Origin of the sequence: Micromonospora musae (genome assembly GCF_003626635.1) — a bacterium.
In the GTDB taxonomy this organism is placed as follows: domain Bacteria; phylum Actinomycetota; class Actinomycetes; order Mycobacteriales; family Micromonosporaceae; genus Micromonospora; species Micromonospora musae.
Genome location: NZ_RAZT01000010.1, coordinates 322,603 through 336,191 on the forward strand (window position 1 = coordinate 322,603; position 13,589 = coordinate 336,191).

General features: G+C 72.9%; 14 protein-coding genes. 11 read left to right on the top strand and 3 right to left on the bottom strand.

All coding sequences use genetic code 11. The features are described from left to right. Positions 1 to 62 precede the first annotated feature (62 nt). Both D7044_RS21530 and D7044_RS21535 read left to right on the top strand, forming a co-directional pair. A complete protein-coding gene (locus tag D7044_RS21530; RefSeq protein ID WP_120690028.1) occupies positions 63 to 1,001 on the top strand; it encodes a thiamine-phosphate kinase in 939 nt (312 codons plus the stop codon). A gap of 18 nt (positions 1,002 to 1,019) precedes the next feature. Continuing rightward, positions 1,020 to 1,487, top strand: coding sequence for a GNAT family N-acetyltransferase (locus D7044_RS21535; protein WP_120690029.1), 468 nt, complete (start codon positions 1,020 to 1,022; stop codon positions 1,485 to 1,487). A 69-nt stretch (positions 1,488 to 1,556) separates the two neighbouring features. On the opposite strand, the gene D7044_RS21540 is transcribed toward D7044_RS21535, so the two are convergent. Together D7044_RS21540 and rpmB are read right to left on the bottom strand one after the other, a co-directional pair. Beyond that, positions 1,557 to 2,810: an ATP-grasp domain-containing protein gene (locus D7044_RS21540; protein ID WP_233565076.1), complete on the bottom strand. Its 1,254-nt coding sequence runs from the start codon at positions 2,808 to 2,810 to the stop codon at positions 1,557 to 1,559. Between the two features lie 184 nt (positions 2,811 to 2,994). Further along, on the bottom strand, positions 2,995 to 3,186 hold the full coding sequence (rpmB, locus tag D7044_RS21545) for a 50S ribosomal protein L28 (RefSeq protein ID WP_013284551.1): 192 nt from the start codon (positions 3,184 to 3,186) through the stop codon (positions 2,995 to 2,997). 222 nt (positions 3,187 to 3,408) lie between these two features. On the opposite strand from rpmB, the gene D7044_RS21550 reads away from it, so the two are divergent. Next, positions 3,409 to 5,052, top strand: coding sequence for a DAK2 domain-containing protein (locus tag D7044_RS21550; protein WP_120690031.1), 1,644 nt, complete (start codon positions 3,409 to 3,411; stop codon positions 5,050 to 5,052). 36 nt (positions 5,053 to 5,088) lie between these two features. After that, the gene (gene recG / locus D7044_RS21555) at positions 5,089 to 7,287 is read left to right on the top strand and encodes an ATP-dependent DNA helicase RecG (protein ID WP_120677323.1); all 2,199 of its coding nucleotides are present in this window, start codon (positions 5,089 to 5,091) and stop codon (positions 7,285 to 7,287) included. Between the two features lie 129 nt (positions 7,288 to 7,416). On the opposite strand, the gene D7044_RS21560 is transcribed toward recG, so the two are convergent. After that, positions 7,417 to 8,919, bottom strand: coding sequence for an LPXTG cell wall anchor domain-containing protein (locus tag D7044_RS21560; protein ID WP_120677321.1), 1,503 nt, complete (start codon positions 8,917 to 8,919; stop codon positions 7,417 to 7,419). 313 nt (positions 8,920 to 9,232) lie between these two features. On the opposite strand from D7044_RS21560, the gene rsmD reads away from it, so the two are divergent. The 7 genes from rsmD to rnc all read left to right on the top strand — a co-directional run. Further along, a complete protein-coding gene (gene rsmD, locus D7044_RS21565) occupies positions 9,233 to 9,796 on the top strand; it encodes a 16S rRNA (guanine(966)-N(2))-methyltransferase RsmD (protein ID WP_120690032.1) in 564 nt (187 codons plus the stop codon). Then, positions 9,793 to 10,281, top strand: a complete 489-nt coding sequence (coaD, locus tag D7044_RS21570; RefSeq protein ID WP_120677317.1) for a pantetheine-phosphate adenylyltransferase — start codon at positions 9,793 to 9,795, stop codon at positions 10,279 to 10,281. The genes rsmD and coaD overlap by 4 nt, the downstream gene beginning before the upstream one ends. A 208-nt stretch (positions 10,282 to 10,489) precedes the next feature. Then, positions 10,490 to 10,987 (top strand): SPFH domain-containing protein, encoded by a 498-nt coding sequence (locus D7044_RS21575; RefSeq protein ID WP_120677315.1) that lies wholly within the window; start codon positions 10,490 to 10,492, stop codon positions 10,985 to 10,987. A 109-nt stretch (positions 10,988 to 11,096) separates the two neighbouring features. After that, entirely contained in the window at positions 11,097 to 11,660 is a 564-nt protein-coding gene (locus D7044_RS21580) for a YceD family protein (RefSeq protein ID WP_120677313.1), read from the top strand. Positions 11,661 to 11,665: 5 nt separating this feature from the next. Next, a complete protein-coding gene (gene rpmF / locus D7044_RS21585; protein WP_076470490.1) occupies positions 11,666 to 11,839 on the top strand; it encodes a 50S ribosomal protein L32 in 174 nt (57 codons plus the stop codon). Between the two features lie 128 nt (positions 11,840 to 11,967). After that, entirely contained in the window at positions 11,968 to 12,936 is a 969-nt protein-coding gene (locus D7044_RS21590; protein ID WP_233563121.1) for a phosphate acyltransferase PlsX, read from the top strand. Next, the coding region (rnc, locus tag D7044_RS21595; RefSeq protein WP_120690033.1) for a ribonuclease III at positions 12,933 to 13,589 on the top strand (657 nt) is incomplete at its 3' end. The genes D7044_RS21590 and rnc, both read left to right, overlap by 4 nt.

A 13,589-nucleotide genomic window follows, 5' to 3' on the forward strand; every position in this document is an offset into this window, starting at 1 on the left:
GAGGAGAAGCGTTGGGCGAGCACGGCAGGGCCGGGCAGCAGGAGCGGAACGAGGATGGCGGAGTGAGCGTCGCGGCGGTCGGTGAGTTCGGGTTGATCGAGCGGGTGACCGCCCGCCTGCCGGTCGGGCCGGCCACCCTGCTGGGCCCCGGTGACGACGGGGCGGTGATCGCCGCGCCGGACGCCCGGGTGGTCGCGTCGACCGACGTGCTGGTCGAGGGGCGGCACTTCCGGCGGGACTGGGGCAGCGCCCGGGACATCGGGCACCGGGCGGCGGCGGCGAACCTGGCCGACATCGCGGCGATGGGAGCCGCCCCCACCGCGCTGCTGGTCGCCCTCTGCATGCCCCCGGAGCTGGAGCTGAGCTGGGCGGAGGAGCTGGCCGACGGGCTGGCCGCCGAGGCGGGTGCGATCGGCGCGAGCGTGGTGGGCGGCGACATGTCGGCCAGTCCCACGCTCACCATCGCCGTGACGGCCCTCGGCGACCTGGGGGGACGGGCGCCGGTACGCCGCGGTGGTGCTCGTCCCGGCGACGTCGTCGCCCTCGCCGGCCGGACGGGTCACGCCGCCGCCGGGCTGACCGTGCTCTCCCGCGGCTTCCGCACCCCCCGGCTGCTGGTCGAGGCGTACCGCCGGCCCGAGGTGCCCTACGCGGCGGGGCCACAGGCCGCCGGGCTGGGCGCCACCTCCATGATCGACGTCTCCGACGGGCTCCTCGCCGACCTGGGGCACGTGGCGAAGGCCAGCGGGGTCGCCGTCGACGTCCGGCGGGACGCCTTCGAGGTGCCTCCGCAGATGCGCGACGCGGCGCAGGCGCTCGGTGCCGACCCGTACGACTGGCTGCTCGGCGGTGGCGAGGACCACGCGCTGGCGGCCACCTTCCCGCCTGACGTGGAGCTGCCCGCGCAGTGGCGGCAGATCGGCGTGGTGACGGCCGGTTCGGGGGTGACGGTCGACGGGGCCGAGTACGCCGGCTCGCCTGGCTGGGACCATTTCCGCTGATGGTCGTACCCTTTGCCGGTGAGTGAGATCGACATCCGCACCGTGCCGTTCGACTCCCCGGTGGCGCAGCAGCTCATCCGGGCGGTCCTGGCCGACCTGGCCGAACGTTACGGCGGCAGCGGCGACGAGACGCCGGTGGACCCGGCCGAGTTCGTTCTGCCGGACGGCGCGTTCCTCGTCGCCCACCTCGACGGGGCGCCGGTCGGCTGCGGCGGCTGGCGCAGCCATGGCGAGGAGGGCGACACGGCCGAGCTGAAGCGGATGTACACCGCACCGGAGGCGCGGGGGCGCGGGGTGGCCCGGACGGTGCTGGCGGCGGTCGAGCGCTCGGCCCACGACCAAGGGCGCAAGCGGATGATCCTGGAGTGCGGCGACCAGCAGCCCGAGGCGATCGCCATGTACACCGCGGCCGGTTACCAGCGCATCCCGAACTTCGGCTTCTACCGGGACTCGCCGAACTGCATCTCGTTCGGCCGTACCCTCTGATCGCGGTCGATCCGACGCCGTAGCCGATCCGAGGCCGCGGCCTGCTGGCGGCGCCGGTGGGCCCCCGGCTCAGCCGGTGACGATCTGGATCTGCTCGGCGGCCTTGGCGGCCGCCGAGGTGGCCTCGGTGGGGTCGACGCCCCAGGCCATCACGTGCCCGCTGCGGGCCAGCGAGTTGGTCACCTCGCCGACCGACGCGCCGACCGTGACGTCGAACTGCACGTTGAGCACCCCGGCGACCCGCCGGGCCGCCCGTACGCCCTCGATGGTGTTGACGGTGCCCGGCGGGGCGACCAGGAACTCCACCGCCGCCCCGCCGGTCGTCCGGGTGGGGAGGGTGGGCCGTTCGCCGCGCAGCGTCCGCAGGTACGCCTCGATGAACCCGCACTCGTAGGCGATCGAGATCAGCGCGGTGATCATGTCGCCGGGGAGTCGCGCGGCGCACTCGACGAGGGTCGGCACGCCGTCGACCATGATCCACTCGCTGTGCAGTACGCCGGTGCGGAAGCCGGCGGCCCGGCCCAGCCGGGTGGCCGCGTCGAGCAGCGCCTGCCGGGCGTCGTCGGGCAGGAGGGTCGGCACGGTGTGCCCCGACTCCACCGGTCGCCGTCCGAGCAGCACCCGCTTGTCCGTCACGTTGCCGAAGAACACCTCGCCGTCGGCGACCAGCAGCTCGACGCTGTGCTCCCGACCGTCGAGCACCTGCTCGACCAGGACGGCGGTGGGCAGCCCGCGATCGACCACCTCCGGGGTGTCCGCCGGGTCGGCGGTCTCCGCCCAGGCGTCGGCGACGTCCTGCGGATCGTCGAGGATCTGCACGCCGAGGCTGCCCGAGCGGCGGGTCGGCTTCAGCACGCAGCGGCCGCCGTGGCGGCGGGCGAACGCGGCAGCCGCGGCCGGGTCGTCGACCAGCTCGAATGCCGGATTGGCGAGACCGACCTCGGCGGCCAGCAGCCGCATCCGGTGCTTGTCCGTGAAGATGTCGGCGGCGGCGCTTCCGGCGCCGGGCAGGCCGAGCGCGTCGGCCAGCCGGGCGGTCGCGCCCACCGCCCACTCCGTGCCGGGCATCACCAGCCGGGCGGCGGCGAGCCCGGGCTCGCGCGCGATCAGCGCGTCGGCGTCCAGGCCCGTCTGGTACTCGGCGGCGACGAGTCGGGAGATGAAGGGCATCTGCTCGGCGAGGCGATCGACGTCCCGGCGGCCGATCACGTCGGGTTCCTCGATGAGCACGACGCTGTCGGCGGGTAGATCGTCGGCGAACCAGCGCAGCATGCCGTGCGAGGCGCCGATGATGATCATGTGCTCCCGGCCCAGGTCCTGCACGGCCCGTCCCTCCCCGTGGGCGCCGCGCCGGACGATCCGGCGCTCGGCGCAGGGAGACCTTAACCGGACGCACGGCATCGGTCTATGCGTCGTCAGCTACCTGTCAGACCGCGCGAACACGACAAGGCCGGCGGACCAAAGTCCGCCGGCTGGTCGTGATCAGGTGTGGTCGGCTACCGCCGAATCAGGCGCGGGTCACCTTGCCGGCCTTGATGCACGAGGTGCAGACCTGCAGCTTCTTGGTGGTGCCGCCACCGGCCGGGGTACGCACCGACTGGATGTTCGGGTTCCAGCGGCGGTTGGTCCGCCGGTGCGAGTGGGACACGTTGTGGCCGAAGCCCGGTCCCTTGCCACAGACGTCGCACACGCTAGCCACGGGATACTCCTGAGATTGAAACGTTCATGAGGTCGCCGGTTGTAGGTGCTGCCCGGGCAACCTGGTCAGGTTACCCGATGACCGGCGGGCCTGCCCAACCGGGCCGCGCGCGACGAGCGCCGCCACCCGGCCTGGCCGGAGCCGCCGACCAGGATAGCGGGCGGCCGGGGACACGCCGGACGAGCCCGGCGGCTGTCCGACTCCGCCAGTAGGCTTCTCGCCGTGCTGGACACCCTCGACGCCGCCGCGGTCCGCCGCTGGTGCGCGGACGGGTTGGCCGCGCTCAAGCGGCACCAGACCGAGATCGACCGGCTGAACGTCTACCCGGTGCCCGACGGCGACACCGGCACGAACATGGTCCTCACGTTGACCTCGGCCCAGCAGGCGCTCGCCATGGACCTCGACACGCTCCCCGACGGCGAGGTCACGCCGCACGGGCACGCGCTGCGGCTGATGGCCCGGGGTGCCCTGCTCGGCGCCCGGGGCAACTCCGGAGTGATCCTCTCGCAGATCCTCCGCGGTCTCGCCGACGCGGCCGGTGCGGAGCCGGTGGTGCGGGGGCATGCGCTGACCTCGGCGCTGCGGGACGCGACCGCCGCCGCCTACCGGGCGGTGGCCCGGCCGGTGGAGGGAACCCTGCTCAGCGTGGTCGCCGCGGCGGCCGCCGGGGCCGAGCGCGCGGAGACCGACGACCTGTGTGCCGTGGCCGCGGCGGCGGCCGAGGAGGCCGCCGTGGCGCTGGCGCGTACCCCCGAGCAGCTGCCGGCGCTGGCCCGGGCCGGCGTGGTCGACGCGGGCGGCCGCGGGCTGTGCCTGCTGCTGGACGCCCTGGTCGAGGTGGTCACCGGGGAGCGTCCGGCCCGGTCGACGCCCGCGCCACGGGCGGCCGCGCGGCCCGCCACCGCCGTCCGCGAGACCGGTTCCGACCAGTACGGCTACGAGGTGCAGTTCCTGCTCGACGCCGACCCGGAGGCCGTCGACCGGCTGCGCGACGCACTCGACGCGCTGGGCGACTCCCTCGTGATCGTCGGGGACGGTGTCGCCGGTACCGGCACCTGGAACGTGCACGTGCACGTCAACGACGTGGGCGCGGCGATCGAGGCGGGGGTGGTCGCCGGTCGGCCGCACGGGATCTCGGTGACCCGGTTCGCCGACCAGAGTGCGCCGATGGTGCCCGCGACGACCGACCAGAGCGCAGCGACGGCGCCCGCGACGGCGGGCCGGTCGGCGGTGGTGGTGGCGCCCGGGGCCGGGATCGCCGAGCTGTTCCGCGGCGAGGGCGCCACCGTGGTGCCGGGCAACCCGTCCACCGGTGAGCTGCTGGACGCGATCCGGGCCAGCGGGGCCGCTCGGGTCGTGGTGCTGCCCAACGACGCGAACACCGAGGCGGTGGCGAGCGCCGCCGCGAAGGAGGCACACCGGCTCGGGGTCAAGGTCAGCGTGGTGCCCACCCGCTCCCCGGTGCAGGCCCTCGCCGCCCTGGCGGTCCGCGACCCGGGACGCCGCTTCGAGGACGACGTCATCGCCATGGCCGAGGCGGCGGGCGCCTGCCGCTACGCCGAGGTCTGCCACGCCAGTCGGGAGGCGCTCACGGTGGCCGGGCCGTGTCAGCCCGGCGACGTCCTGGCCCTGGTCGAGGGGGAGGTGCATCTGATCGGCGTCGATCTGGTCGACACCTGTGTCGCGATGGTCGACCGGATGCTCGGTGGCGGCGGTGAGCTGGTCACCCTGATCTCCGGTGCCGACGCCCCGGACGGGCTGGTCGACGCGGTGCGCGCGCACGTCGGGCGGCGCTGGCCGTTCGTGGAGGTGCAGGCGTACCCGGGCGGCCAACCGCACTATCCGCTCCTGGTGGGGGTCGAATGAGCGAGCGAAACGTCAGGTTCGGTGTGGAGGTGCCGCATGAGTGAACCGGCCACGGTGGACACGCCGCTGAAGAAGCTGGTCGGGGAGAAGACGGCCAAGGCTCTGGCGACCCACCTCGACCTGCACACCGCCGGCGACCTCGTCTACCACTTCCCGCGCCGCTACGACGAGCGCGGCGAGCACACCGACATCCGGTCCCTGGACGTCGGTGAGGACGTGACGGTGCTGGCGCAGGTGCAGCGCACCGCGGTGCGGCCGATGCGCCAGCGCCGGGGCAATCTCCTCGAGGTGACCGTCGGCGACGGCTCCGGCGGCGTCCTCACCCTCACCTTCTTCGGCAACCAGGCGTGGCGCGAGCGGGAGCTGCGCCCCGGGCGATGGGGGCTCTTCGCCGGCAAGGTCACCGAGTTCCGGGGCAAGCGGCAGCTCAACGGCCCGGATTACGTCCTGCTCGGCGAGGGCGGCGAGGGCGAGGCGGCGGCGAACGAGGAGGTCGAGGAGTTCGCCGGCGCGCTGATCCCGGTCTACCCGGCCGCCGCGGCGCTGCCGACCTGGGTGATCGCCCGGTGCGTCCGGGTCGTCCTGGACACGTTCACCCCGCCGGAGGATCCGCTACCGGCGACCGTGCGGGCGAGCCGCAACCTGGTGGGCATCGGGCCCGCGCTGCGGGAGATCCACCGGCCCTCCAGCAAGGAGGAGCTCTACCGGGCCCGGCGTCGGCTCAAGTGGGACGAGGCGTTCGCCGTGCAGCTGACGCTGGTGCAGCGCAAGCACCGCGCCGCCGACTGGCCGGCGAAGGCCCGGGCGCCGCGCGCCGGTGGGCTGCTGGACGCCTTCGACGCCCGCCTGCCGTACGAGCTGACCTCGGGGCAGCAGACCGTCGGCCGGGAGATCGCCGCCGACCTGGCCACCGCCCACCCGATGCACCGGCTGCTGCAGGGCGAGGTCGGTTCGGGCAAGACAGTGGTCGCGCTGCGCGCGATGCTCCAGGTGGTCGACTCCGGCGGGCAGGCCGCGCTGCTCGCGCCGACCGAGGTGCTGGCCGCCCAGCACTACCGGGGCATCCTCGAACTGCTCGGCCCGCTCGGTCGGGCCGGCGAGCTGGACGCCGCACCCGACGCGACCGGGGTGGAGCTGGTCACCGGCTCGCTCGGCGCGGCCGCGCGGCGGCGGGCGCTCACCGAGGTGGCGCAGGGGCGCGCCGGCATCGTGATCGGCACCCACGCCCTGCTCTACGAAGGGGTCGACTTCGCCGACCTGGGGCTGGTGGTCGTCGACGAGCAGCACCGCTTCGGGGTGGAGCAGCGGGACGCGTTGCGCGCCAAGGCCGACCAGCCGCCGCACGTGCTGGTCATGACGGCCACCCCGATTCCGCGCACCGTGGCGATGACGGTCTACGGCGATCTGGAGATCTCCACCCTCTCCCAGCTGCCGCAGGGGCGTTCGCCGATCGCCTCGCACGTGGTGCCGGCCGCCGAGAAGCCGGCCTTCCTCGACCGGGCCTGGCGCCGGCTGCGCGAGGAGGTCGCCGCCGGGCACCAGGCGTACGTGGTCTGCCCGCGAATAGGCGAAGGGCCGCAGAGCGACGAGGAGGCGCCCCGGGAGGACGACTCCGGACGGCGTCCACCGCTCGCGGTGACCGAGGTCGCGCCGCTGCTGGCCGAGGGGCCGCTGCACGGGCTGCGGATCGGCGTGCTGCACGGCCGGCTGCCGGCCGACGAGAAGGACGCGGTGATGCGCTCCTTCGCCGCCGGGCAGATCGACGTGCTGGTCGCCACCACGGTGGTAGAGGTCGGGGTCAACGTGCCGAACGCGACAGTGATGGTGGTGCTGGACGCCGACCGGTTCGGCGTGTCCCAGCTGCACCAGCTGCGGGGGCGGGTCGGTCGGGGTTCGGCGGCGGGGCTGTGCCTGCTGGTGAGCGAGGCGTTGGAGGGCAGCCCGGCCCGGGAGCGGCTCGACGCGGTGGCCTCCACCACCGACGGTTTCAAGCTCGCCGAACTCGACCTGGAGCAGCGCCGCGAGGGCGACGTGCTCGGCGCGACCCAGTCCGGGCGCCGCTCGCACCTGCGCCTGCTCTCCCTGCTGCGCGACACGGACCTGATCCGCGACGCGCGGGCCGAGGCCATCGCCCTGGTCGAGGAGGACCCGGAGTTGGTGGGGCACCCGGCGTTGGCCGCGTCGGTGGCCGCCCTGGTCGACGAGGAGCGGGCCGAGTACCTGGAGAAGGGCTGACCGGCCCGCTCTCCGGCTCGTAGACGTGGGTGAGGTGCCCGCACCGGGGATGGTGTGCCGGTACGCCGAGGGCGCGCCGACCTGATGGTCGACGCGCCCTCGGTTCGATTCAGTTCAGTTCAGCGATGCTCAGGCGGTGAAGCGCAGCTTGCGACGACGCGCCACCAGGAACAGCACCACACCGGCGGCCAGCAGCACGGCCGCACCGGCGATGATGGCGCTGGTGGCGGCACCGGTCACGGGCAGGCCCGGCTCCTCGCCGCCGCCACCGCCGCCGCCGCAGTCACCCTCGGGGGCGTAGACGGCCTCCAGCTGCAGGTCGAGTTCGGGGAGCGCGACCGTGGCCTTCTCGTCCTTGCCGGCCTTGAAGGTCACCGTCTCCGACTTGCCCGGGGCGACGGTACGGGTCTCGGTCTTGTCGCCGTAGCTGAACTCCACCTTGACCGGCAGGCCACCCTCGGGGTTGGTCGCGGTCAGCGCGAAGTTCTCGCAGTCCGCCTTGGTGGTGATGGCCGGCAGCGGGCAGTCCTCGGGGCGCTCCCACGAGTACGTGCCGTTCTCGATCACCTTGCCGTCGACCAGCACCTCGATCTTGCCGGCGTTCTCGGCGGGCACCACGGTGCCGTTGTCGGCCTTGCCGGACTCGACGGTGACCTTCTTGGACCAGCCGTCCTCGCCCTTGACCTCGAACTCCACCGGGTACTTGCTGGTCTTGCCGTCGTTGGTCAGCGAGACCGTGACGGTGCCGTCGCAGTTGGACGCGAAGGTCGTGGCCGGGGTGGTGCAGCTCTTGTCGCCGCCGTTGTACCAGCCCTGCGGGCCCTTCGACCGGTTGCCCGGCGCGCCCGGGGAGCCGAGCTTGATGTTGCCGTACCGCTCGCCGTCCTCGACCAGCGGGTCGATGACCTCGTCCACGCCGCCCCAGAGCAGGTCGACCTGGGTGTGGCAGTTCGGGATCTCGACGTTCAGCTCGATCTCGGTCTGGGTGCCGCCGATCCAGTCACTGTCCGGCGTGCCGTAGACGTACTGCGGGGTGGCGAACTGCGGCCGCGGCGCGAAGTACGAGACCAGCGTGAACCACTGCTTGCTGTCCTCGCAGAGCGGCAGGTCACCGTCGAGCTTGACGGTGGCGGTGCCCTTCGGCCCGTCGAAGGTGTGGCTGTAGTTCGCCTTGCTGGCGTCCACACACTTCGGAGCCGGGTTGCAGGGCTGGTCGACCGGCAGGTTGATGCTGCCGTCGTTGTCGGCCTCCTGGCCGTTCGCCTCCCAGAGGCCGTGCACGGCGAGCTTGGCGGTCTTGGTGTCGCTGGGCACCCGCTGTACGGCCTCGATGGTGCCGGCGTTGCCGACGACGGCGCCCTGGAGCGGCTTGGTCTCGTCCGTCTTCAGGTTGACCGGGGTGTTCGGCTCGGCGGTGACCCGCTGGAGCGTGACGGCCTTGTTGCGCTCGCTGTTCTCGACGCTCCAGGTGATCACTCGCTCGCCGGAGAGCTGGTCACAGTCGACGGTGGCCTTGATGGTCGTGTGGTGTGCGCTGGCCGGGGCGGCCACCGCGACGGTCCCGATGAGGCCGAGCAGGGCGGCTCCCAGGACAGCCAGCGGCCGCCGCAGCGACAGCTTGGGACGAATCACGCGTACTCCCGGGGTGAAAAAGAGTTCGGGGGTGTCGGCGCGGAGGATGGTCGGACGGTCGCTGACGAGCGACGCACGTCCGGTTGACGGGCCTCCCCATTTGCGCCGTGGCCGGTGCATTACCGGCACCGCCGAGACCCTAGCGAGATCGTCGCCTGGGTTACAGCGCACAGCATCCGTTAAGACCGATGTTATGGATTTGAGATCGTTGATGTACGACAAGTGATCTTGCCGTCACTCTGGCGCGGTCGGCGGTCGGTCCCGCCGCTTCCCGGTCGTCGCGTAGCGTCGTGGGTATGGACAGGGAGAGGCCGTGACCCGGATCGTGGCGGGGACGTTCGGTGGACGACGGCTCGCCGCACCGCCCGGCTCCGGTACCCGACCCACCTCCGACCGGGTGCGCGAGGCCCTGTTCAGCGCGGTGCAGACCGAGATCGATCTGGTCGGAGCGCGCGTCGCCGATCTCTACGCCGGCTCCGGAGCCGTCGGCCTGGAGGCGCTCTCCCGGGGCGCGGAGCACGTCCTGCTGGTGGAGGCCGACGCCCGGGCCTCCCGAGTGATCAGGGAGAACGTCGCCGCCCTCGGCGCCGGCCCCGCGGCCCGCCTGGTCACCGGCCGGGTGGCCACGGTGCTCGCCGGTGGGCCGGAGGGTGAGCCGTACGACGTGGTCTTCGCCGACCCCCCGTACGCCGTCACGGACGAGGAGATCACCGCCATGCTGGCCGCGCTCGTGGAGCACGGCTGGCTGGCCCCCGACGCGCTCGTGGTGGTGGAGCGGTCCAGCCGGGGCGCCGCGCTGGGCTGGGTGCCGGGGGTCACCGGCGAGCGCAGCCGCCGTTACGGCGAGACCACTCTTTGGTACGGTCGCCGATCATGAGACGTGCGGTGTGTCCCGGTTCCTTCGATCCGGTCACGAACGGACACCTCGACATCATCGGCCGGGCGAGCCGCCTCTTCGACGAGGTGATCGTCGGAGTGTTGATGAACCAGTCGAAGAGTGGTCTGTTCACCGTCGAGGAGCGGATCGACATGCTCCGCGAGGTGACCGCCTCGTACGGCAACGTCCGCGTCGAGTCCTTCCGCGGGTTGCTCGTCGACTTCTGCCGGGCCCAGCAGGCGAGCGTGCTGGTCAAGGGCCTGCGGGCGGTCAGCGACTTCGACTACGAGCTGCAGATGGCGCAGATGAACATGGGGCTGGCCGGCGTCGAGACGCTCTTCATGCCCACCAACCCGCTCTACTCGTTCCTCTCCTCCAGCCTGGTGAAGGACGTGGCCAAGTGGGGCGGCGACGTCTCGCCGCACGTGCCCGACCGGGTTCGCACCGAGCTGCTGACCCGACTCTCCCCGCCCACGCGTTCCTGACCCCGCCCGGCCCGGGCGGCCTCTGCGGTGATTCGCCCCGGTTCGGGGTTTCCGGTCGGCCCGGCCAGCCGGGAGAACGGCGGCACGGCGCGCCGAGCCGCCGGGGAGAGCGGTCCGGCCGTGCCGCGCGCGATGATGGGTGGAGCGGGAAACTGGCCGTAGCCCGCATCATGTAGATCGGCCGACGAACGACAGGAGTGAGGTACCGGTGGACCCGCTCGATCGCATCGACGAACTGATCGCCATGGTGGAGACGGCGCGGTCCGTCCCGATGTCGCGGAACAACTGCATGGTCGACCGCGGCGAGATGATCGCCGCCCTGGACGAGATGCGCGCCGAACTCCCCGCCGACCTGCGTCGCGCCGCCGCGTTGTTGGACGAGCGCGACAAGATCATGGAGGCCGGAAAGCGAGAGGCCGACCGGATCATCAGCGAGGGTGAGGCGGAACACGCCCGCCTGGTCTCGGTGAACGAGATCACGGTCTCCGCCGAGCACGAGGGCGCGCGGATCATCGCCGAGGCGCGGGCCGAGGCCCAGCGGCTGCGTGAGGAGGTCGACGACTACGTCGACACCGCCCTGGCCAACTTCGAGCAGTTCCTGACCAGGGCGCTCGCCTCCATCGAGCGTGGCCGCGACAAGATGCACGCGCTGCGTGAGATCGGCACCTTCGCGGGTGACGAGGCGGAGCGGCCGCTACCCTTCTGAGCGGCACCACAGCCGGCCGACAGGTGAGGTGGGCGTCGCCCCCGGTTCGACGGTCCGGCGGTCGCCCAGGTAACCTCGTTTGTCGGCCTCGTACGGCCGGAGTCTAACTATGCCTAAACACACGCCAAGCACACTCGACCCCAGGTCGCCGCTGGTCCTCGACACGAGGGACCTGCCGCGTCGGCCTGGCGCGTTGCGTACGGTCAAGCGGGTGGTGCCGGCACCGGAAGACCTCGGCGTGGAGCTGATCGGCGTGCCGGAGGGCGCGGACCTCGACCTCGATCTGAGGTTGGAGTCGGTGTCCGAGGGTGTGCTCGTCTCCGGGACCGTCAGCGGTCCCCTCCGCGGCGAGTGCAGCCGCTGCCTGCGCGAGATCAACGACTCGATGGCCGTGACGATCCAGGAGCTGTACGCGTACGAGAACAGCACCACGGACACCACGACCGACGAGGACGAGGTGGGCCGGATGCAGGGCGATCTGATCGACCTGGAACCGGCGTTGCGGGACGCGGTGGTGCTCACGCTGCCGACCAACCCGCTCTGCCGGGAGGACTGCCCAGGCCTGTGCCCCGAGTGCGGGGTGCAGTGGGACGATCTGCCGGCCGACCACAGCCACCAGCAGATCGACCCGCGATGGGCGAGCCTGTCGCAACTGACCCGTAAAGAGGAGTAAGAACCGTGGCCGTCCCCAAGCGCAAGATGTCGCGCAGCAACACCCGGTCCCGCCGGGCGCAGTGGAAGACCGCGGCGGTCGCGACCGTGGCGTGCCCGCAGTGCAAGTCGCCGAAGCTGCCGCACGCCGCCTGCTCCGTCTGCGGCACGTACAACGGCCGTCAGGTCCTCGAGGTCTGACCGGACGCCGAGTGACGCCCCCGACCCCCGGTCGGGCGGCGCGCGCACCCTGGCAAACGCCCGGTGCCCCGGCTCCCTCCGACGCCGGCCGGTCCGTTCCGGCCGGCGTTCCGACGGAGCCGGGCACCGTGCGGATCGCCGTTGACCTCCTCGGCGGGGATGACGCTCCCGACGTCGTGGTTGACGGCGCTCTGCGGGCAGTACGCGCTGATCCGGACCTGCATCTGCTGCTCGTCGGTCCCTCCGAGGCCGCCGACGTGGTGCTCGCTGCCCTGGACCCGGTGAACCGGGCCCGGATAGCGGTGCGCCCGGTCCGTGCCGCGGTCCGGATGTCGGACCACCCCAGCGCCGCCCGCGACGCGAGCACGGTACGCGACGCCGTCGCCGCGGTACGCGATGGAACCGCCGACGCCCTGGTCTCCGCCGGCTCCACCGGCGCCACCGTCACCGCCGCGGCGCTCGGTCTCGGTCGCTGGCCGGGAATTCGTCACCCCGCCCTCGTCGCGACCCTGCCGGCGCTCACCGGTCCCGTCGTGCTGCTCGACGTGGGCGGCTCCCTGGAGCCCCGCGCGGGGGTGCTCGCCCGGCACGCCGTGCTCGGCGCCGCGTACGCCGCAGTGGCACACGCGGTCGACGCGCCCCGGGTCGGACTCCTCTCCGTGGGCACCGAGGCGGGCAAGGGCGACCGTGTCCGGCGGGCCGCCGATCCCGTGCTCGCCGCCGAGCCGCTGCCCCGCAATGCCCGCTACGTCGGACTCGTCGAGGGGTACGACGTCTCCTCCGGCGCGCGCGCCGACGTGGTGGTCACCGACGGGTTCACCGGTAACGTGCTGCTCAAGGCGGTCGAGGGCGCGTATGCGATGGCCGGCGGTCCCCCGGCCGGCGGTGGCGCTCCCCGGGCCGCGGCTCTGCTCGGCGTCGCCGGCACGGTGGTGGTCTGCCACGGCGCCGCCACCGCCGACGACGTCGCCTCCGGCATCGCGCTCGCCGCTCACCTGTGGCGCCAACGCGCCGCCGACCAGGTGGCCGCATTGCTCGCCGGGCACGCCCTGAAGGGCCATGATCACATCAACGACACCGAGGTAACCACACCATGAGCAACGACAAGCGGCGACGGGCGCCCGTCGGTCACCTCGAGGCCGCGTTCGGCATCTCGTTGGACCCGGAGCTGCTGGAGCGCGCCCTGACGCACCGCTCGTACGCGTACGAGAACGGCGGCCTGCCCACGAACGAGCGGCTGGAGTTCCTCGGCGACTCGGTCCTCGGCGTGGTGATCACCACGGCGCTCTTCCACAACCATCCCGACCTGCCCGAGGGGCAGCTGGCCAAGCTTCGGGCCAGCGTGGTCAACATGCGGGCCCTGGCCGACGTGGCCCGGGGCCTCGGCCCAGAGGGGCTGGGGGCCTACCTGCTGCTCGGCAAGGGCGAGGAGACCACCGGCGGCCGGGACAAGGCGAGCATCCTCGCCGACACGCTGGAGGCGCTGCTCGGCGCGATCTACCTCCAGTACGGCCTGGACACCGCCGCCACCGTGATCCACAAGCTCTTCGACCCGCTCATGGCGGAGTCGGCCGGACGGGGCGCCGCGCTGGACTGGAAGACCAGCCTGCAGGAGCTCACCGCGGCGCTCGGGCTGGGTGTGCCGGAGTACCGGATCGAGGGCACCGGGCCGGACCACCTGAAGACGTTCACCGCCTGGGTGGTGGTCGCGGGCAACCGGTACGGCGGCGCCGAGGGGCGGAGCAAGAAG